Annotated in this window: 19 protein-coding genes and 1 tRNA gene; 15 read left to right on the top strand and 5 right to left on the bottom strand. The window is 58.6% G+C overall.

Annotated elements, in window-relative coordinates:
* The first annotated feature begins 2 nt into the window (after positions 1–2).
* From IMX17_RS18930 to IMX17_RS18885, 10 genes are all read left to right on the top strand, one after another.
* Entirely contained in the window at positions 3–2,528 is a 2,526-nt protein-coding gene (locus IMX17_RS18930) for a phage tail protein (protein ID WP_193550102.1), read from the top strand.
* A gap of 1 nt (position 2,529) precedes the next feature.
* A complete protein-coding gene (locus IMX17_RS18925; RefSeq protein WP_193550101.1) occupies positions 2,530–3,051 on the top strand; it encodes a tail fiber assembly protein in 522 nt (173 codons plus the stop codon).
* A 275-nt stretch (positions 3,052–3,326) separates the two neighbouring features.
* Positions 3,327–4,496: a phage tail sheath protein gene (locus tag IMX17_RS18920; RefSeq protein WP_193550100.1), complete on the top strand. Its 1,170-nt coding sequence runs from the start codon at positions 3,327–3,329 to the stop codon at positions 4,494–4,496.
* Between the two features lie 15 nt (positions 4,497–4,511).
* The gene (locus IMX17_RS18915; RefSeq protein WP_193550099.1) at positions 4,512–5,021 is read left to right on the top strand and encodes a phage major tail tube protein; all 510 of its coding nucleotides are present in this window, start codon (positions 4,512–4,514) and stop codon (positions 5,019–5,021) included.
* A 54-nt stretch (positions 5,022–5,075) separates the two neighbouring features.
* On the top strand, positions 5,076–5,357 hold the full coding sequence (locus IMX17_RS18910) for a phage tail assembly protein (protein WP_060418393.1): 282 nt from the start codon (positions 5,076–5,078) through the stop codon (positions 5,355–5,357).
* Positions 5,358–5,389: 32 nt separating this feature from the next.
* On the top strand, positions 5,390–5,512 hold the full coding sequence (locus IMX17_RS18905) for a GpE family phage tail protein (protein WP_023456045.1): 123 nt from the start codon (positions 5,390–5,392) through the stop codon (positions 5,510–5,512).
* Positions 5,505–8,351, top strand: a complete 2,847-nt coding sequence (locus IMX17_RS18900) for a phage tail tape measure protein (protein ID WP_193550098.1) — start codon at positions 5,505–5,507, stop codon at positions 8,349–8,351. Before IMX17_RS18905 ends, IMX17_RS18900 begins: the two co-directional genes overlap by 8 nt.
* Before the next feature lie 4 nt (positions 8,352–8,355).
* On the top strand, positions 8,356–8,841 hold the full coding sequence (locus tag IMX17_RS18895) for a phage tail protein (RefSeq protein ID WP_193550097.1): 486 nt from the start codon (positions 8,356–8,358) through the stop codon (positions 8,839–8,841).
* Positions 8,838–9,986, top strand: coding sequence for a phage late control D family protein (locus IMX17_RS18890; RefSeq protein WP_193550096.1), 1,149 nt, complete (start codon positions 8,838–8,840; stop codon positions 9,984–9,986). Before IMX17_RS18895 ends, IMX17_RS18890 begins: the two co-directional genes overlap by 4 nt.
* 90 nt (positions 9,987–10,076) lie before the next feature.
* Positions 10,077–10,307, top strand: coding sequence for a DNA-binding transcriptional regulator (locus IMX17_RS18885; RefSeq protein ID WP_071998163.1), 231 nt, complete (start codon positions 10,077–10,079; stop codon positions 10,305–10,307).
* Positions 10,308–10,464: 157 nt separating this feature from the next.
* Here IMX17_RS18885 and IMX17_RS18880 read toward each other — a convergent pair.
* Positions 10,465–10,540: transfer RNA gene (locus IMX17_RS18880), tRNA-Ile, on the bottom strand.
* 146 nt (positions 10,541–10,686) lie between these two features.
* On the opposite strand from IMX17_RS18880, the gene mug reads away from it, so the two are divergent.
* Entirely contained in the window at positions 10,687–11,175 is a 489-nt protein-coding gene (gene mug / locus IMX17_RS18875) for a G/U mismatch-specific DNA glycosylase (protein WP_033632050.1), read from the top strand.
* A gap of 16 nt (positions 11,176–11,191) precedes the next feature.
* Entirely contained in the window at positions 11,192–11,644 is a 453-nt protein-coding gene (locus IMX17_RS18870) for a nuclear transport factor 2 family protein (RefSeq protein WP_370571553.1), read from the top strand.
* A gap of 55 nt (positions 11,645–11,699) precedes the next feature.
* Here the strand turns inward: IMX17_RS18870 and rpoD are convergent, their stop codons facing one another.
* The 3 genes from rpoD to rpsU form a co-directional block, all read right to left on the bottom strand.
* A complete protein-coding gene (gene rpoD / locus IMX17_RS18865) occupies positions 11,700–13,541 on the bottom strand; it encodes an RNA polymerase sigma factor RpoD (RefSeq protein ID WP_019453085.1) in 1,842 nt (613 codons plus the stop codon).
* 157 nt (positions 13,542–13,698) lie between these two features.
* Positions 13,699–15,447: a DNA primase gene (dnaG, locus tag IMX17_RS18860; RefSeq protein WP_019453084.1), complete on the bottom strand. Its 1,749-nt coding sequence runs from the start codon at positions 15,445–15,447 to the stop codon at positions 13,699–13,701.
* 136 nt (positions 15,448–15,583) lie between these two features.
* Positions 15,584–15,799: a 30S ribosomal protein S21 gene (rpsU, locus tag IMX17_RS18855; protein ID WP_001144069.1), complete on the bottom strand. Its 216-nt coding sequence runs from the start codon at positions 15,797–15,799 to the stop codon at positions 15,584–15,586.
* A 325-nt stretch (positions 15,800–16,124) separates the two neighbouring features.
* On the opposite strand from rpsU, the gene tsaD reads away from it, so the two are divergent.
* The gene (gene tsaD / locus IMX17_RS18850; protein ID WP_004937199.1) at positions 16,125–17,138 is read left to right on the top strand and encodes a tRNA (adenosine(37)-N6)-threonylcarbamoyltransferase complex transferase subunit TsaD; all 1,014 of its coding nucleotides are present in this window, start codon (positions 16,125–16,127) and stop codon (positions 17,136–17,138) included.
* 30 nt (positions 17,139–17,168) lie between these two features.
* On the opposite strand, the gene plsY is transcribed toward tsaD, so the two are convergent.
* Positions 17,169–17,813, bottom strand: coding sequence for a glycerol-3-phosphate 1-O-acyltransferase PlsY (gene plsY, locus IMX17_RS18845; protein WP_033644590.1), 645 nt, complete (start codon positions 17,811–17,813; stop codon positions 17,169–17,171).
* A 107-nt stretch (positions 17,814–17,920) separates the two neighbouring features.
* Here plsY and folB point away from each other — a divergent pair, with 107 nt between their 5' ends.
* Together folB and bacA are read left to right on the top strand one after the other, a co-directional pair.
* On the top strand, positions 17,921–18,280 hold the full coding sequence (gene folB / locus IMX17_RS18840; RefSeq protein ID WP_046897274.1) for a bifunctional dihydroneopterin aldolase/7,8-dihydroneopterin epimerase: 360 nt from the start codon (positions 17,921–17,923) through the stop codon (positions 18,278–18,280).
* A 132-nt stretch (positions 18,281–18,412) separates the two neighbouring features.
* The gene (bacA, locus tag IMX17_RS18835; RefSeq protein ID WP_033644592.1) at positions 18,413–19,237 is read left to right on the top strand and encodes an undecaprenyl-diphosphate phosphatase; all 825 of its coding nucleotides are present in this window, start codon (positions 18,413–18,415) and stop codon (positions 19,235–19,237) included.
* The last annotated feature ends 7 nt before the right edge of the window (positions 19,238–19,244 follow it).

Raw genomic sequence — 19,244 nt, 5'->3', positions numbered from 1 at the left:
TCATGAATAAATACAAAGCGATTATTACCACCGCCGGGGCGGCCAAGATTGCCGCCGCCAGCGCGGGCGGCACGCAGTTGAAAATCGTGTCTATGGCTGTCGGCGACGGGAACGGCACGCTGCCGACACCTAACCCGGCTCAGACCAAGCTGGTCAACGAGAAATACCGCGCGGCGCTCAACGGGCTGACTATCGATAAGGCGCTGAAAAATCACATTCTGGCCGAGATGATTATTCCGGCGAACGTCGGCGGCTTCTGGCTGCGTGAGATGGGCCTCTATGATGAGGCCGGGACGCTGATTGCCGTCAGCAACATGGCGGAGAGCTACAAGCCGAAGCTGGAAGAGGGCAGCGGCCGCACGCAGACGCTGCGCATGATCCTGATTGTCAGCAGCACCGAGGCGATTCAGGTGATCGCCGGTGGCGACACCGTGCTGGCGACCAAGGATTTTGTGGCCGACGCGATCGCCGCGCATGAGAAAACCCGAAACCACCCGGACGCCAGCACCACGGCGAAAGGGCTGGTACAGCTGAGCAGCGCAACGACCAGCACCGACGAAACGAAAGCCAGCACCCCGAAGGCGCTTAAAGCTGTCAGCGATGCCAGCATGAAAAAGGCCGCCAATCTGTCCGACTTGCCCGACAAGGCCGCCGCGCGTGGCAATCTGGCGCTGGGTGATGCCGCGACGCGCAACGTAGGGGTAGAAGGCGGGCAACTGATGGCCGTCGGCGCGTTTGGTCTGGGGGCGGGCGCGCGGGCTTTCGATAACGCTTATTGCAACACTGCGCAAATTTACCGGCTGAATGCGACCTCTGAGAACAAACCGCCGATCGCTGGAAATATTGCCGTCGGGGTGCTGAGCCTGCCTTGCGATGCCGCACCCTCAACGGGCTATGTCAGCGTGTCGGGGCTGGGGCATGGTTTTATTGGCCGTTCTAACCGTCCTGAAAATGGGGTGGTATGGTCACGGATTTACACCACCGATTACAAACCAACGGCCGCCGATGTCGGTGCATGGAGTAAAACCGAAGCTGACGGCCGTTTTCTGATGCTGTCCGGCGGCACGGTTAAAAAACTGGCTATTAAGCCCGGCAACGCTGAAACGGATGGGGACTCACTGAATATTGAGGGAAACCAGCATACGCCGTTGGTCATGAGCCGCCCTTCAGCACAGAGTAATTTATCAATCGGTTTCCAAGTCGCCGGAAAGGCGTTAATGCGCCTTGGTATGGGGATCGATGACGAGCTGCATTGGGGAGCTGAAGCTAATCAGGGGGCAAATCCGCGTATTTATACGACGGCGAAACCGCCTACCGCGCAAGAAACCGGTGCGCTGACGGATGCGCAGGCTATGCAGAAATATGCGCTGCGATCCATCAAGGTGAACGGCAAACCGTTGAGCGGGGATGTCAATCTGTTGGCCGGTGATGTCAACGCATGGAACAAAACCGAAGCGGATGGCCGCTATGTAAAACAGACCGGCGACACGATGAAAGGGGCGTTAACTCTGCCGCGTATTGTATTCCCGAACGAAAATACCGCCAATGCAGACGATGACTTAAATCGCGAAAATGGCTTTACCGTTGAGTCATTGGTTACCACTACCAATAAGGGCTATCCCGTGCCGGGCGGCATGGGGGTGTTGTTTACCGGGAAAGTGAACGAGTTCCGCAATGTGCAATTTGCCGTAGGCTCCGGCGACTTGGCGTTTTACTTGCGCTCGATGCGAAAAGACAGCGCGGCTTCGCTCCGCTGGGCGCGAGTTTATACGACGGACTACAAACCGACGGCGGCTGACGTTGGCGCGCTGACCGACGCGCAAGCCGCGCAGAAATACGCGCTGCGCTCTATCAAGGTGAACGGTAAGCCGCTGTCCGCCGATGTCAATTTGTTGGCCGCTGACGTTAACGCGTGGAATAAAACCGAAGCAGATGGCCGCTATCTGGCGAAGACTGGCGGGCAGCTAACCGGGACGCTAAAGACCAGCGCGGAGATCCAATCTACCCACATTGATAATTATCGCATGGTCGGCGGCGGGTTCGGTTCCTTCTGGCGCAATGACGGCAACCGGCTTTATCTGCTGCTGACAAACGAAAATGACCAATACGGCACATTCAACACCCTGCGTCCGTTCTCTGTGGATGTCAGAACCGGCGCCGCCGCTTTTGAGTCGGGTATTCATATCGGCGGTAAATGGCCTGCGATCACCACCTCCAGCGGGACGACGTGGCACCCTGACGGTAACGTTCAAGGCAGCTGCTGGGGCGGATACCTCAGCAACTGGCTTAATCAAAATATCTCGGCTGCGCAGAACAATGCGCAGAACTGGGCCTATCAGAATCTGGTTCAGGGCGTGCGCATGGCCGGGCGCACGGTTATCGCGGATACCGGCGGCCGCATCGATTTACCGTCGGGCTGTGTTTATACCGGCATGTCCGGCTCAAACTACAACCCCTCAATCTGGGGCGCTTATTCAGCGGTTCAGGTCCTGATTAACGGCACATGGGCAACAATTGGAACGGTGTAAAATGCAACACATTAAGAATTTGAAGCGATACACGCCGGAAGAATTATTCCTCGGCGAGAACGTGATTTATCTTCAGGATGATAACGGTATTGACTGGTACGCCGCGCAAAAATTGTTTTCGCCGGACACCGTAAAACTGGCTTATGACGAAAGCGGCATTATCTGCGCGATTAACAGCGATGTGTCGATGCTGTGGCCGATTGGCTTATCGGTTGTTGAGCTGAACCCAACGAAACTACCAAAGCGCTGTCTGGCTAATGGTGAGTGGGTGTTTGACGGTAAGAAGGTGAGCCAGCGCGCCTATTCTGCCGAAGAAATGATGGCGAGGGCTGAAGCCAGAAAAAATGAATTACTGGCGATCGCGGGTAAGGCTGTTGCGCCGCTTCAGGATGCTGTTGATTTGGATATGGCGACCGAGGCAGAAAAAGCGCTGTTGGCGGACTGGAAAAAATACCGCGTGACGCTGAATCGCCTTGATATGTCAGCCCCGGAAATTGACTGGCCGGTGGCGCCCGCCGCCTAAGAAAAAAGCCCGCAGCGATGCGGGCTTTTGTATTTGCGGTATTCCCTGATGTTGCCGCATCTACCTTTCGACATTACCCCGCCCGGCTAAAATCCGTCCAATTGATTGCATAGATCAATACAGCGTTATTGATCGGCGCGAGCGATCGTTATTTCCTCAAAATCCCCCAATCCGGCTCTGCCTGTTGTCTGGTCGGCCTTCCAGCACCCACCGCGTGCGGCACGGCGTGCCGGGCGTCATCATGCCTGCACCTACTCACCACCCGGAGCAAATTAATGGGCGATTATCATCACGGCGTGCGCGTCGTCGAAATCAACGACGGCACCCGCGTTATTTCCACCGTATCGACGGCTATCGTCGGCATGGTCTGCACGGCGGAGGATGCCGACGCATCGGTTTTCCCGCTCGATATCCCGGTACTGATCACCGACGTACTGGCCGCCTCCGGCAAGGCCGGTAAAAAAGGCACGCTGGCGGCGTCGCTGCGGGCGATCGCTGAACAGGCGAAGCCGGTCACGGTAGTTGTCCGCGTTGCCACCGGCAAAGACGCGGCGGAAACCACCTCCAACATCATCGGCGGCGCGAATGCGGAAGGCCGCTATACCGGCATGAAAGCGCTGTTATCTGCACAGGCTGAGCTGGGCGTTAAGCCGCGCATCCTCGGCGTGCCGGGGCTGGATAATCAGGAGGTCGCGACGGCGCTGGCCGGGATTTGCCAGCAGTTGCGCGCGTTCGGCTATATCAGCGCCCACGGCTGCAAAACCGTGCAGGAGGCTACCAAGTACCGCGACAATTTCAGCCAGCGCGAGCTGATGCTGATCTGGCCGGATTTTGTCAGCTGGAACACCACCGCCAACCAGAGCGACATCGCCTACGCCACTGCCCGCGCGCTGGGCCTGCGTGCAAAAATCGACACGGAAACCGGCTGGCATAAGACGCTTTCAAACGTTGGCGTTAACGGCGTGACCGGCATCACCGCCAGCGTGTTCTGGGATTTGCAGGCGCCCGGCACCGATGCTGACCTGTTAAACCAAGCGTGCGTCACCACCCTTATTCGCAAAGACGGCTTTAAATTCTGGGGTTCCCGCACCTGTTCCGATGATCCGTTGTTCCTGTTCGAGAACTACACCCGCACCGCGCAGGTGCTGGCCGATACCATGGCCGAGGCGCACCTATGGGCCGTTGACCGCCCGGTAACGCCTACGCTGGTGCGCGACATGATTGACGGTATCAACGCGAAATTCCGCGAGCTGAAATCCGCCGGGCTGATTATCGACGGCACTTGTTGGTACGACGAAAGCGCCAACACCAAGGAAACCCTGAAGGCGGGCAAGCTGTTTATCGATTACGACTACACGCCGGTGCCACCGCTGGAAGATTTAACCCTGCGCCAGCGCATCACCGATCGCTATCTTGCGACGTTTGCGGCATCCGTGAACCGCTAAAGGAGACGTTAGAACATGGCACTGCCGAAAAAACTGAAATACCTGAACCTGTTCAACGACGGCTACAGCTACATGGGCGTGGTGTCCTCGCTGACGCTGCCGAAGCTCACCCGCAAGCTGGAGAAATACCGGGGCGGCGGAATGAACGGCGCGGCCTTCATCGATATGGGGCTGGACGATGACGCGCTGGCCGTTGAGTGGTCGATGGGCGGCATTGATGAGCTGGTGCTGAAGCAGTGGGGCGCCGTCGATGCTGTGCCGCTGCGCTTTGCCGGTTCCTTCCAGCGTGACGACACCGGCGAGGTGTCCGCTGTGGAAGTGGTGATGCGCGGCCGCCACAAAGAAATCGACTTTGGCGAGTACAAGCAGGGCGAGGATACCGAAACCAAGGTTTCCACCGAGTGTACTTACTTCAAGCTGACCGTGGACGGCAAAGAGCTGATCGAAGTCGACACGGTGAATATGGTCGAAAAGGTCAACGGCGTTGACCGGCTGGCCGAGCATCGCAAGGCGATCGGCCTGTAATTTTGGCGCCAGCCCGCCGGGCTGGCCCTTTTCCCCCTGATTTGAGAGAACACCATGAAAGACGCAAAAGAAAATACCGTTACCCTCGACACCCCGATCCAGCGCGGTGAAACCACCATCACCGAGGTGCAGGTGATTAAACCGAACGCGGGCGCGCTGCGCGGCGTCGGGCTGGCGGCGATCGCCAACGCCGATGTTGACGCGCTGCTGGTTGTGCTGCCGCGCGTGACCGTGCCTAACCTGACCAAAGAAGAATGCGCGCGCCTTGAGCTGCCGGATTTGGTGGCGCTGGCCGGGAAAGTGGTCGGTTTTTTGTCGCCGAACTCGGCGGCGTAATCCCTGACGCCCGGCTGGGCGTTGATGACCTGATGGCGGACATCGCGGTGATCTTCCACTGGCCGCCGTCTGAAATGGCCGGAATGACGCTCACGGAGCTGTTGAACTGGCGCCATTTGGCACTGCAACGCAGCGGAGTTAATCACGATGAGTAAAAGCCTGCAGCTACAGGTGCTGCTGAAGGCCGTAGACCAAGCCACCCGCCCGCTAAAGAGTATCCAACAGGCAAGCAAACAGCTTGCCGGTGACATCAAAACCACGCAGCAAACCCTCAAGGCACTGGACGCGCAAAGTGCCCGGATTGAGGGGTTTCGCAAGGCACAGGGCCAGCTCGCTGTCACCGGCAAGGCACTGAAGAAAGCCAAGGAAGAGGCGGCCGCGCTGGCCGTCCAGTTCAAGGCGACGGAAAAGCCCACGGCGCAGCAAGCGCGCTTGCTGGAGGCATCGAAGCGCGCCGCCGCCGAGTTGCAGACGAAATACAACGGCCTGCGCCAGTCGGTGCAGCGCCAGCGTGACGCGCTCAACGCTGACGGCATCGCTACCCGGAACCTGAGCGCCGAACAGCGCCGGTTGAAGGCCAGCGCCAGTGAAGCCACGACAGCGCTGGGCCGCCAGCGCGGCGAGCTGGAACGCCTGAGCAAGAAGCAAGAGCAGGTTAACCGCGTCAGCGCGCGTTACCGTGCCGGGCAATCGGCAACCGCGGCTGTCCGTAATACCAGCGCGGCCGGGCTGGGTATCGCTACCGCCGGGCTGGTCGCTGAAGGGGCGTTTATTGCGCCGGGGGTGCAGTTCGACAGGCAGATGTCAGACACGCAAGCCACGTTAGGGCTGGCGAAGGATGACCAGCAACTGGCCGCCATTCGCCAGCAGGCGCGGGATATTGGCGCCACCACTGCGTTTTCGCCGACGGACGTCGCCCGCACGCAATCCGTATTGGCAAAATCCGGCTTTAACGGCGATGCCATTCTGAAATCGACCGAATCAACGGTAAATCTGGCGCTGGCCTCTGATCTGGACATCGCCGACGCGGCCGACATCATCACCAACATGCAATCGGCGTTTAACATGCCGATAGACGAGATCCAGCGCGTCGCGGACGTGATGACCAAAGGTTTCACCAGCTCGAACAGCAACCTGATGGATTTTGGCGAAGCGATGAAGTACGTCGCGCCGATCGCCGAGGCTGCCGGGGCCAGTATCGAGGACACCACCGCCTTGCTGGGCGTGTTGGCTGATAACGGCATCAAGGGGTCTATGGCCGGTACGGCGGCCAGTGCGATGTTTACGCGGTTACAGGCGCCCGTCGGGCAGGCGGCTGATGCGTTGTCAGAATTGGGCGTAAAAACCAAGGACGGCAAAGGGAACATGCTGCCGATCGCGAACATCCTCAAGAAAATTAACGGCTCGTTTAAAACCAACAAGCTCGGCACCGCGCAGCAGGCCGAATACCTGAAAGTCATTTTCGGCGAAGAGGCGATGAAAGGCGCTATCAAGCTGATTGATGCCGCCGGTAACGGCAAGCTGACCGAAAAACACAGCACCGTCACCCAGTCAAAAGGGGCTACGGCCCAGATTGCCCGAGTGAAGGTGGACAACCTCGACGGCGACCTGAAAAACCTGTTTTCGGCTTGGGAAGATGTTCGCATTGAGGTGTTCGACGGCCAGAATTCAGCGCTGCGCAAACTCACGGTTTCCGCCACCGAATGGCTCACCAAGGCCGGGGCATGGGTGAAGGCTAATCCTGAGCTGGTCGGCACGCTGGTGAAAGTCACGGCGGGCGTTACGGCCCTGATCGGTGGCCTCGCTGCGCTGGGCCTTATTGCATGGCCGGTGATGGCCGGGGTCAATATGTTGATCGCCGGGGCCGGGCTGCTGGGAACGGTCTTTACCACCGTCGGCGCCGGGATTGCGGCCGCATTCAGTGTGATCACCTTGCCGGTGGTTGCGGCGGCGGCGGTGATTGCCGGTGTGGCGTTGACTATCCGTAAATATTGGGAGCCTATCAGCGCCTTTTTGACGGGCATCGGCGAAGGCTTCAGCGCCGCTTTCGCGCCGATGCGCGCCGCGCTTGTCCCGCTGGCAGGCGCATTTACGCCGCTGCTTAGCATGGTGCGCAACGTGTGGCAGTGGTTCGGCAAGCTGATCGAGCCGGTGAAATCTTCACAGGCCGAACTCCATACGGCCGCGCGCTATGGTCGCATGTTCGGTGAATGGCTCGCGGCCGGATTGAGCCTGCCGTTGCAGCTGTTGGGCGGATTGCCCGGCCTGCTGACCGGCATCTGGGGCGTTGCGAGCGGTATCGCGGAGCGTGCCGCCGCCGTCTGGGACACCATCGGCGAGCGTGTTAACGCGGCATGGCTGGCGCTGAGCGCCGCTACGGTTCAGGCATGGGATCGGCTGACTGGCTGGCTTAATGGCAAATGGGAGGGGCTGGTAAATGGGGCTAAAGCGCTGCCGGGGCAGTTCAAAGAAGCCGGGATGAACATGATTAACGGGGTCATTGACGGCATTAGCGAGCGCTGGCAGGCGCTGAAAGACAAGTTTTCCAGCCTCACGGATATGCTGCCTGACTGGATGAAGTTTGGCGACGATGAGGCGGAGGTTAACCCGGCGATTTCATACAATCGCCCGGCGCCTGAGCTGATGCCGGGGCCGAGCTATGCGGGGGCATTCGACAAGGGCGGCATCATCCCGCGTGGCCGGTTCGGCATCGTTGGCGAGCGTGGCCCGGAGATCGTCAACGGCCCGGCCAATGTCACCGGGCGCCGGAAAACGGCAGAGCTGTCAGCGGCGATGTTATCGCTGTCAACACCGGTGATGGTGTCGGCCCCGGCTGCGGCACCTGCCATGGCGTCGGCCCCGATCACGATTCAGGTGTACGGCGCCCCCGGTCAAGATGCGGCCTCCATTGCGCGCGAAGTCTCGCGCCAGCTTGAGGCCGAACGACGCAAACACGCGGCGGCCGCGCGTAGCCGCATGAACTACGAAGGGTAAAACCATGATGTTAACGCTGGGCCTGTTTGTTTTTATGCTGCAGACGCTGCCGTATCAATCCATGAACCGCAACGCGGAATATCGCTGGCCGAGCAACGGCCGCGTTGGCCTGCGCCCGGCGGCGCAATTTCTGGGGATGGATGAGGAAAAAATTACGCTGTCCGGGGTGCTGCTGCCGGAGATCACCGGCGGCCGCTGGTCACTGCTGACGCTGCAACTGATGGCCGAGCAGGGCCGGGCGTGGCCGCTGATTGAAGGCACCGGCACGATTTACGGCATGTTTGTGATCGAGTCGATTTCTGAAACGCACTCCGAGTTTTTCGCCGACGGCAGCCCGCGCCGCACAGAGTTCACGCTCAACATGAAGCGGGTCGATGAATCCCTGTCGGCGATGTTTGGCGATCTGCGCCAGCAGGCCGGGGAACTGTACGATAAAGCCGGAGAGATGGCCGGGAAGGCCGCCGGAGAGATGGGAGGGTTGTTATCATGATCACCGGCGTAAGCCTGCCAGCCGGGGCGCGAGTTGCCCCGGATTTTTCGCTGTTGCTGCAGGATAACGACATCACGCAGAACATCCGCAAGCGGCTGATTTCTCTATCGCTGACGGATAACCGGGGCTTTGAGGCCGACCAGCTCGACATCGAACTGGACGACAGCGACGGACTGATGGCGATGCCTCAGCGCAATGCGGTGCTGTCGCTGGCGCTCGGCTGGCAAGGCTCGCCATTGACGCCAAAAGGCCAGTTTACGGTCGATGAGGTCGAACACCGGGGCGCGCCGGACACGTTGACTATTCGCGCGCGTAGTGCGGATTTTCGCGGCTCGCTGAACACCCGGCGCGATGAGTCCTACCACGACACCACCCTGGGCGACATTGTGCAGAAGGTGGCTGCGCGCAATAAGCTGAAAGCCTCGCTGGCCGCCGGTCTGGGCACCATCAAAATCAGCCATATCGACCAGACGCAGGAGACGGACGCGGCATTTATTACCCGACTCGCAACGCTCAACGGCGCGGTGGCGGCGGTGAAAAATGGCGTTCTGCTGTTGTTGCGACCGGGGAACGGCGCCACGGTAGGCGGGAAGCCATTGCCGGTGTATACCATCACCCGGCAGGATGGCGATCAGCACAGTTTCAGCATTGCCGATCGGGATGCCTACACAGGCGTTACGGCGAGCTGGCTCAACACAAAACAGCCGAAGCCGAAGAAAGTGAAGCTGCAGCGCAAGCCAAAAGAGCAGCATTTGCGTGCGCTGCAACACCCGAAGGCGAAGCCGGGCAGCAGTAAAAAACCGGGGAAACCGGCGGAGGCGGCGAAAGGCGACTATCTGGTGGGGGCTGACGATAACGTGTTTGCGATCACCAAAATTTACGCCACCAAGGCCGCCGCGATGCGCGCCGCACAGGCCAAGTGGGAAAAGCTTCAGCGCGGTGTGGCTGAGTTCTCACTGTCGCTGGCGATGGGCCGGGCCAACATCACCCCGGAAACGCCGGTACGCGTCAACGGGTTTAAAGCGGCGATCGATGCGCAAGACTGGATAGTGAGCAAAGTTACGCACAATTTGAGTAACGGCGGTTTTACGACGGCACTGGAGTTTGAGGTTTTGCTGTCGGATGTGAATTATGCGGTCACATAAAGTGAATTGTAAATTCACTTAAAGTTTATTCTGTTTCGAGTCCTGAGAGGTATTATCGGCGGCAACAGTGTTAGTGACGAGGAATTAATCATGTTTCATTGCCCGTTATGCAGAACAGCGGCACATGCCCGCACTAGTCGTTACCTGAGCCAACACACGAAAGAGCGTTATCATCAGTGCCAAAATATTAACTGCGGTCACACGTTTAAAACGATGGAAACCTATGATAGCGCGATCATGACGCCGGGGCAGGTAGATGCAGTGCCGCCGCATCCGGTCGGTGCCAGTGTGGCAGGACAGCAACAGGTTATGTGGATGTAATCAGCCCATAGAAAAATAGCCCGCTTAGTGCGGGCTTTTTTATGTCTAAAGCAAAGTGGCGGCAAAAACCCATCGCCATTTCATCGCCACTGTGATTTGTGGTAAAAAAAAGTCACCTCAAGAGGTAGCTTAACTATATGATTTTAAAGCTAAAATTTGGTGGCCCCTGTTGGGTTTGAACCAACGACCAAGCGATTATGAGTCGCCTGCTCTAACCACTGAGCTAAGGGGCCAAGCCGCGAGATTATAGGGAATCCTTAAGCATCGGTCTACTGTTACCCGCCCGTATGTTGCTTTTCTGCACAGTTCTAGCCTGTTGTAATTGCTGGCGGATTTTGCGATAACCGCAGTAAATCCCTGCAATGGACTCACGACACTCATGGAACTTCTGGCGCCCAACCTGCGAGTGGTGTTTTGCGGCATCAATCCCGGCCTTTCTTCCGCCCATCAAGGCTACCCTTTCGCCAACGGCAGCAATCGCTTCTGGAAGGTGATCCATCAGGCCGGTTTTACCGAGAGCCAGCTGGCGCCGGAGCAGTGGCAGCAGCTGAAGGATAATGGCTGTGGCATTACCGCGCTGGTGGCGCGCCCGACGGTGGCGGCCAGCGAGCTGTCGCGTGACGAGTTGCGCAGCGGCGGCGAGGCGCTGCAAGAGAAGATCCTGCGCTATCAGCCGCGTGCGCTGGCGATTCTGGGCAAGCAGGCGTTCACCACCGCCTTTGGGGTGAAAAACGCGCCCTGGGGCAAGCAGGCTATGATGCTGGGGCAAACCGAGGTGTGGGTATTGCCCAACCCCAGCGGGTTGAACCGCGCCACGCTGGAGCAGCTTACCGCCAGCTATCGTGAGCTGTTCCTGGCGCTGCAATGACATAAGGGAGTGTGCGATGACATCGATGATGAAAGGCTGTTTGATGGCGCTGCTGTTGGTGACCGGCGCCGCGCAGGCGGGGCATTCGCCGCAGGAAGCGCGCAACAAGCAGAACGTGCTGGAGTTTTATCGGCAGGGGCTCAACAACAAGGATTTTGCGGCGGCGCGGCCGTTTTTGGGTGAGCAGTACAAGCAGCATAACCCCAATGCCCAAGACGGCGTGGAGGGATTTCGTCAATTTGTCGAGCTGCTGAAAACGCGTTACCCCAACTCGCACAGCGAGATTAAACAGGCGTTCGTCGACGGCGACTACGTGATCCTGCATGTGGAGGTCAGCGGACGCGAGGCCGGCAAGACCGCGGCGATCGTCGATATCTTCCGTCTCGACAGCGCCGGAAAAATCGTCGAGCACTGGGACGTGACGCAGCCGGTGCCGGAGAAGACCGCCAGCGGCAACAGCATGTTCTGAGGCATAAAAAAACCCCGGCAGGCCGGGGTTTTTGTTTTTGATGCGGCAGCCGGACTTAGTCGTCCAGGAAGCTGCGCAACACTTCGGAGCGGCTTGGGTGACGCAGCTTGCGCAGCGCCTTGGCTTCGATCTGACGGATACGCTCACGGGTAACGTCAAACTGCTTGCCTACCTCTTCCAGCGTGTGGTCGGTGTTCATGTCGATACCGAAACGCATGCGCAGCACTTTCGCTTCGCGCGCGGTCAGGCCGGCCAGCACGTCGTGGGTGGCGGAACGAAGGCTTTCCGAGGTCGCGGAATCCAGCGGCAGCTCGAGGGTAGTATCCTCGATGAAGTCGCCCAGATGCGAATCTTCGTCGTCGCCGATCGGTGTTTCCATCGAGATTGGCTCTTTGGCGATCTTCAGCACCTTGCGGATCTTGTCTTCCGGCATCAGCATGCGCTCGGCCAGCTCTTCCGGCGTCGGCTCGCGGCCCATCTCTTGCAGCATCTGGCGCGAAATACGGTTGAGCTTGTTGATGGTCTCAATCATATGCACCGGAATACGGATGGTGCGCGCCTGGTCGGCGATGGAGCGGGTGATAGCCTGACGGATCCACCAGGTGGCGTATGTCGAGAACTTGTAGCCGCGGCGGTATTCGAACTTGTCTACCGCTTTCATCAGGCCGATGTTGCCTTCCTGGATCAGATCCAGGAACTGCAGGCCGCGGTTGGTGTATTTCTTGGCGATGGAAATAACCAGACGCAGGTTGGCCTCAACCATCTCTTTCTTCGCGCGGCGGGCTTTCGCTTCACCGATCGACATGCGACGGTTGATGTCTTTGACTTGCTCGATGGTCAGGCCGGTTTCTTCTTCGATCTGACGCAGTTTCTGCAGGCTGCGCTGCACGTCTTCAGCAACGTCTTTCAGCTTTTCCGACCATGGCTTGGCCATCGCCAGCGCGGCTTCGAACCAGGAATCGCTGGTTTCGTTGCCGGCGAACAGGGTGACGAAGTTTTTCTTCGGCATTTTGCACTGTTCAACGCACAGCTTCATGATGATGCGTTCCTGGGTGCGAACGCGGTCCATCATGGTGCGCATGCTGTTGACCAGGAAGTCGAACTGTTTCGGCACCAGGCGGAACTGCTTGAACACTTCAGACAGCTTCAGGATCTCGTCCGCGGCGCTGGCATGGCTGCGGCCGTTTTTCTTGATCATCTGACGGGTTGCTTCGTACTGATCGCGCAGCTCGGCGAACTTCTGACGCGCCAGCTCAGGATCGATGCTGTTGTCGTCTTCGGTATCGTCGTCTTCGGCGTCCTCATCTTCGTCGTCGTCGTCTTGCTCTTCGCTCGACAGTTCGGAACCGATGTGGGTGGCGGTTGGGGCGATGTCCTCTTCCGCGTTAGGATCGACGAAGCCGGTGATCAGGTCGGACAGGCGCGCTTCGCCCGCTTCGACGCGATCGTACTGCTCAAGCAGATAGGTGATGGCTTCCGGGTATTCGGCAACCGAGCACTGAACCTGGTTGATGCCGTCTTCGATGCGCTTGGCGATGTCGATTTCGCCTTCGCGCGTCAGCAGTTCGACGGTACCCATTTCGCGCATGTACATGCGCACCGGGTCGGTGGTGCGGCCGATTTCGGATTCCACGCTGGACAGAACCTGTGCGGCGGCTTCTTCCGCATCTTCGTCCGTGCTGTTCGAGTTTTCGGCGAGCAGCAGGTCATCGGCGTCCGGTGCTTCTTCCATCACCTGGATGCCCATGTCGTTAATCATCTGGATGATGTCTTCGATCTGATCGGAGTCGACGATATCTTCCGGCAGATGGTCATTGACCTCAGCATAGGTCAGATAGCCTTGCTCCTTACCACGGGTGACAAGTAGCTTCAGCTGTGACTGCGGGTTTTGCTCCATAAGACGGTATCCACACTTCAGAGTATTTAGGTTGGTGTCGGTCGGCGAAACCGCCAACAATAGCATTTGGGGCGTTTTCGTTATCGCCGCGGCCCACTATGGCGGCACTGTGCAGGGCTCTGCCCTCGCAATTATCGGCACTTAAGCCGTTTGGTATTCAGTTTTTCTTCGCTAAAACCTGGTTGAGGGAACGGACTTCTTCACGTTCCTCCGGGCTCAGGCCGCGCGTTCTGGCCTGCGCGATCAGCGTTTCCAGCCGTTGCTCGAGCACCGAGTCGTACAGGCTGGCCAACGTATCCAAAAAGGTCTGTTCGACCATGTCCTCAACGATCATATGGTTCCAGGTCGCCAAGGTTTCAAGCTGCTGGCTGAATTTGTTGTCGCGATACAGCTCCAGCAATTGCCCGGTTGTCAGGCCCGGCTGCGCCAAACAGGTCTGCACCAGTTCGACGAACAGCGGCAATCCCGCCTGTTTGGTCTGCTCCAACCCTTCCAGCGAAGGGATAAGTGTAGCCAACTGCGGATTTTGCACCAGTAACCCTATCAGTATACGCATGGTTGTGCGTTTTAGCTGGGGCGCCTGATAAGGATTCGCATTTTCAGCCTGCTTGGGCATCAGCTTGTCGAGCTGGCTGTCGTCCAGCAGCCCCAGCTTGTTGCCGAGCTCCTGACGCAGGTACAAACGCAACGTTTCGCCCGGCACCTGAGTAATCAGCGGCAGCGCCAGCGTGCTCAGCTTGGCGCGCCCGTCCGGGCTGCTCAAATCCACCTGCGGCAGCAGGCTTTCGAACAGGAACGTGGACAGCGGCTGCGCCTGCTCCATTCGCTGCTCGAAGGCTTCTTTACCTTCCTTGCGCACCAGCGTGTCCGGGTCTTCGCCGTCGGGCAAAAACATGAACCGCAGCTGGCGCCCGTCGTTCAGGTACGGCAGCGCGGTTTCCAGCGCTCGCCAGGCCGCTTCGCGGCCGGCGCGGTCGCCATCGTAACAGCAGACGACGTTGTCGGTGGCGCGGAACAGCAGCTGAATGTGTTCAGCCGTCGTCGAGGTGCCGAGCGAGGCGACGGCATAATCGATGCCGAATTGCGCCAACGCCACCACGTCCATATACCCTTCCACCACCAGCAGCCGCTGCAGGGTAGGGTGGTTCTGCTGTGCTTCATACAGGCCGTACAGCTGGCGGCCCTTATGGAAAACTTCGGTTTCCGGCGAGTTCAGGTACTTGGGCATGCCGTCGCCCAATACGCGGCCGCCGAAGGCGATCACACGCCCGCGCTTGTCGCGGATGGGGAACATTACCCGTTCGCGGAAACGGTCGTACGAACGCCCCTGATCGTTAGTCACCAGCATGCCGGCATCGTTCAATGCGCGGCGCGAGTCGGCGTCGCGGCCGAAACGCTTCAGGGCGTTGTCCCATCCCGCCGGCGCGAAGCCGATGGCGAAATGGCGAATAACGTCGTCACTTAATCCGCGCTGCTGCAAATAGTTGCGCGCCGGCGCCCCGGAGGACTGCTGCAGTGACTGTTGATAGAACGCGCTGAGCTGTTCCATCAGTTGGTATAGGCTCTGGCGCTGATGGCGTTCGATCTGGGTCGGCCCGGTGCCCGCTTCGTAAGGCACTTCCAACCCGTGCATGGTCGCCAGCTCTTCGATGGTTTCGACAAACTCGAGTCGGTCGTAATTCATCAAAAAGTCGACGGCGTTGCCGTGCGCACCACATCCAAAACAGTGATAAAACTGCTTTTCGCCATTAACGGTAAAGGAAGGCGTCTTTTCGTGGTGGAACGGACAGCACGCGTGATAGTTCTTGCCTTGCTTCTTGAGCTTCACGCGGGCGTCGATCAAATCGACGATGTCGGTGCGAGCCAGCAAGTCATTGATAAATACGCGCGGAATTCGTCCAGCCATAAGCCCTTACTTCATTAGCCTATAAACGAGAACAAGCCGCGCATTCCTTTCGGAAAGCACGGCCTTCGTATGCAACTACTCGGTCTGCGCGATTTTGAAAATCAGAAATTCACGCGGTGGGGTTGCCCCCGAAGAATTAATACAGACGAGTGCGGCGTGCGTTTTCGCGAGCCAGTTTCTTCGCGTGACGTTTCACAGCAGAAGCTTTAGCGCGTTTACGTTCGGTAGTTGGTTTTTCATAAAACTCACGACGACGAACTTCAGCTAAAACACCCGCTTTTTCGCAAGAGCGTTTGAAACGACGCAGAGCAACGTCAAATGGCTCGTTTTCACGTACTTTAATTACCGGCATGTGCCTCTCACCTCAATAAAATTCGGTTTGCTGCTGGCCAAGCGCCAGCCTTTTCAAAATGGTGCGGAATTTTACTCCAATGGATGCTGCTTTGTAAAGCATCACCGCAAATTGAAACCCGCGTCGCTCTGCCGCAACGTGCGCAATTTTGCACCGGGCGCTGATTATAGACTAATCAGAAAAAAATGCTCGTGTTTAATCGCCTGGGCATTTTCTGGATGAATCATCGACATAGGCGCAAGCCGGTGACAAGATGCGCCGCGCTGGCGGTAAATGCGGCGGAATGTGGTAGACTGGCGGCCGCACGTGAATGATGGGAAATGTAATGCGAGTACTGGGTATAGAAACGTCCTGCGATGAAACCGGAATTGCAGTGTATGACGATCAAACCGGTTTGTTGGCCAACCAATTATACAGCCAGGTGAAGCTGCACGCCGACTACGGCGGCGTGGTGCCGGAACTGGCCTCCCGCGATCACGTGCGCAAAACCGTGCCGCTGATTCAGGCGGCGCTGAAAGAGGCCAACCTGACCCCGGCCGATATCGACGGCGTGGCTTATACCGCCGGGCCGGGCCTGGTAGGCGCGCTGCTGGTCGGCGCTACCGTCGGGCGCGCGCTGGCGTTCGCCTGGAACGTGCCGGCGGTGCCGGTGCACCACATGGAAGGCCACCTGCTGGCGCCGATGCTGGAAGATAACCCGCCGGCGTTCCCGTTCGTCGCGCTGCTGGTCTCCGGCGGCCACACTCAGCTGATCAGCGTCACCGGCATCGGTGAATATGAACTGCTGGGCGAGTCGATCGACGATGCCGCCGGCGAAGCGTTCGACAAAACCGCCAAGCTGCTCGGCCTGGATTATCCCGGCGGGCCGATGCTGTCGAAGATGGCGCAGCAGGGCACGGCGGGGCGTTTCACCTTCCCGCGGCCGATGACCGATCGTCCGGGGCTGGACTTCAGCTTCTCCGGCCTGAAAACCTTCGCCGCCAACACCATTCGCTCCAACGGCAACGACGATCAGACGCGTGCCGACATCGCCCGCGCCTTCGAGGATGCGGTGGTGGATACGCTGGCGATCAAATGCAAACGCGCGCTGGAGCAAACCGGCTTCAAACGCCTGGTGATGGCCGGCGGCGTGAGCGCCAACCGCACGCTGCGCGCCAAACTGGCGGAGATGATGCAGAAACGCGGCGGGGAAGTGTTCTATGCCCGCCCGGAATTTTGCACCGACAACGGCGCGATGATCGCCTATGCCGGCATGGTGCGGCTGAAGAGCGGCGCCAACCCGGAGCTGAGCGTGTCGGTGCGGCCGCGCTGGCCGCTGGCGGAACTGCCTGCGGTATAAAACAAAGGGCCGGTTAGTCCGGCCCTTACGTTATTCGTCTTTCGGCTGGTCGCCGTTATCCTCATCCGCGTCGTTTTTCTTCTTGCGGAACTTGCCCCAAATCTTGCCTTCCTGGCCGCGCCACAGGCGCTGAATATTGTCGTGATGCCGCATCAGGATCAGGCAGGAGAGCATCGCCACCGGGAAGGTGAACTGCGGTTTGAACCACCAGACGTAGAACGGGGCGATCAGCGCGCTGACGATGGCGCCGAGCGAGGAGTAGCCGCTGAGCAACACCGTCAGCAGCCAGGTGCCGGTCATCAGGCCGGTCAGATCCCAGCCGATAGGCGCGATGGCGCCAAACGCCGTCGCCACGCCTTTACCGCCGCGAAAGTGGAAGAACACCGGATAGATGTGCCCAAGACAGGCGGCGATCGCCGTCAGGCCCAGATACAGCGGCGGCACATTGAGTTTGTAGGCCAGCCAGACCGGCAACATCCCTTTCAGAATATCGAACACCAGCACCGCCGCCGCCGCCAGCCGGCCGCCGATGCGCAGGACGTTGGTCGCCCCGGGGTTTCCTGAGCCATGTTCACGCGGGTCCGGCAGCCTGGCGATCCGGCAAACCAGGATCGCGCTCGAAATCGAGCCGCACAGATACGCGAAGATAATCATGCCAAGCGCGGTAGCACTCATAACGCGGTTCCGTTTAATAATGGTCGTTTTACTCGCAACATCTATGGATAATACGCACATTCCGCTGGAAGTGGTATCCGGCAAGGCCAAAAACAGAGAATGACGTGATGGATATCGTATTTATTGAAGAGCTTACCGTAATTACCACCATTGGCGTTTATGAGTGGGAACAGGGCATTCGTCAGAAGCTGGTGTTCGATATCGAAATGGGCTGGGATAACCGGCCGGCCGCCGCCAGCGACGACGTAAATGACTGTCTGAGCTATGCCGACGTCAGCGATGCCGTGATCCAACACGTGGAGTCGAACCGGTTCGCGCTGGTGGAGCGCGTGGCGGAGGAAATATCTGAAATTTTGCTCAAGCGCTTCAATTCCCCCTGGGTCCGTATTAAGGTCAGCAAACCGGGCGCTGTAGCACATGCCAATCGGGTCGGCGTGATCATTGAGCGCGGCACTCGTCCCGCATGATTTTATGTCATCTGCTTGCAACGAAAGACCGTTAACCTGGTCTTAATCCTGAGAATTGTTTTAGCGGCATTGTCTTTAAGCATTGCCGCTTTTTTATGTGATAGCCGTTATTTTATGGGGTGAGCGAAGCACATGGCAGACATGCATTCACTGTTTATTGCGTTTGTTCTTGGGGTTGTCGAGGGATTAACCGAATTTTTGCCGGTTTCTTCCACCGGACATATGATCATCGTCGGCGAGTGGCTGGGCTTTACCGGCGACAAAGCCAAAACCTTTGAAGTCATTATCCAGTTGGGGTCGATCCTGGCCGTTGTCGTGATGTTCTGGCGCCGGTTGTTCGGTTTGATCGGCATCCATTTCGGCGGCAAGCCGGTGGAGCACGAAGGCAAAACCAGCGGCCAGCTGAAGCTGGGGCACATCCTGCTGGCGATGATCCCGGCGGTGGTGCTGGGGCTGGCCTTCCATGATTTCATCAAGTCGCTGTTTGCGCCGAAAAACGTGATGTACGCGTTGGTGGTCGGCGGCCTGCTGCTGCTGGCGGCGGAATGGCTGAAGCCGAAGAAGCCTAGCGCGGAAGGGTTGGATGACATCACTTACCGTCAGGCGTTCATGATCGGCTGCTTCCAGTGTCTGGCGCTGTGGCCGGGCTTCTCCCGTTCGGGTTCCACTATCGCCGGCGGCATGCTGGTGGGCGTGAACCGCTATGCGGCGTCCGAGTTCTCCTTCATTCTGGCTGTGCCGATGATGATTGGCGCCAGCGGCCTGGATCTGTACAAGAGCCTGCACTTCCTGACCTGGGGCGACCTGCCGATGTTCGCCGTCGGTTTCGTCACCGCTTTCGTGGTGGCGCTGGTTGCGATCAAGACCTTCCTGTCTCTGATCAAACGCATCTCGTTCGTGCCGTTCGCTATCTACCGCTTTATCGTGGCGGCCGTGGTTTACATGGTGTTCCTGTAAGCCTTCA

It is taken from the genome of Serratia sp. X3, assembly GCF_014982455.1.
Lineage (GTDB): Bacteria > Pseudomonadota > Gammaproteobacteria > Enterobacterales > Enterobacteriaceae > Serratia > Serratia ureilytica.
This window is presented reverse-complemented; position numbering and strand designations above follow the sequence as displayed.

Coding starts and splice junctions, on each gene's coding strand:
- IMX17_RS18930 (WP_193550102.1), top strand. CDS start 3: ATGAATAAATACAAAGCGATTATTACCACCGCCGGGGCGGCCAAGATT.
- IMX17_RS18925 (WP_193550101.1), top strand. CDS start 2,530: ATGCAACACATTAAGAATTTGAAGCGATACACGCCGGAAGAATTATTC.
- IMX17_RS18920 (WP_193550100.1), top strand. CDS start 3,327: ATGGGCGATTATCATCACGGCGTGCGCGTCGTCGAAATCAACGACGGC.
- IMX17_RS18915 (WP_193550099.1), top strand. CDS start 4,512: ATGGCACTGCCGAAAAAACTGAAATACCTGAACCTGTTCAACGACGGC.
- IMX17_RS18910 (WP_060418393.1), top strand. CDS start 5,076: ATGAAAGACGCAAAAGAAAATACCGTTACCCTCGACACCCCGATCCAG.
- IMX17_RS18905 (WP_023456045.1), top strand. CDS start 5,390: ATGGCGGACATCGCGGTGATCTTCCACTGGCCGCCGTCTGAAATGGCC.
- IMX17_RS18900 (WP_193550098.1), top strand. CDS start 5,505: ATGAGTAAAAGCCTGCAGCTACAGGTGCTGCTGAAGGCCGTAGACCAA.
- IMX17_RS18895 (WP_193550097.1), top strand. CDS start 8,356: ATGATGTTAACGCTGGGCCTGTTTGTTTTTATGCTGCAGACGCTGCCG.
- IMX17_RS18890 (WP_193550096.1), top strand. CDS start 8,838: ATGATCACCGGCGTAAGCCTGCCAGCCGGGGCGCGAGTTGCCCCGGAT.
- IMX17_RS18885 (WP_071998163.1), top strand. CDS start 10,077: ATGTTTCATTGCCCGTTATGCAGAACAGCGGCACATGCCCGCACTAGT.
- mug (WP_033632050.1), top strand. CDS start 10,687: ATGGAACTTCTGGCGCCCAACCTGCGAGTGGTGTTTTGCGGCATCAAT.
- IMX17_RS18870 (WP_370571553.1), top strand. CDS start 11,192: ATGACATCGATGATGAAAGGCTGTTTGATGGCGCTGCTGTTGGTGACC.
- rpoD (WP_019453085.1), bottom strand. CDS start 13,541: ATGGAGCAAAACCCGCAGTCACAGCTGAAGCTACTTGTCACCCGTGGT.
- dnaG (WP_019453084.1), bottom strand. CDS start 15,447: ATGGCTGGACGAATTCCGCGCGTATTTATCAATGACTTGCTGGCTCGC.
- rpsU (WP_001144069.1), bottom strand. CDS start 15,799: ATGCCGGTAATTAAAGTACGTGAAAACGAGCCATTTGACGTTGCTCTG.
- tsaD (WP_004937199.1), top strand. CDS start 16,125: ATGCGAGTACTGGGTATAGAAACGTCCTGCGATGAAACCGGAATTGCA.
- plsY (WP_033644590.1), bottom strand. CDS start 17,813: ATGAGTGCTACCGCGCTTGGCATGATTATCTTCGCGTATCTGTGCGGC.
- folB (WP_046897274.1), top strand. CDS start 17,921: ATGGATATCGTATTTATTGAAGAGCTTACCGTAATTACCACCATTGGC.
- bacA (WP_033644592.1), top strand. CDS start 18,413: ATGGCAGACATGCATTCACTGTTTATTGCGTTTGTTCTTGGGGTTGTC.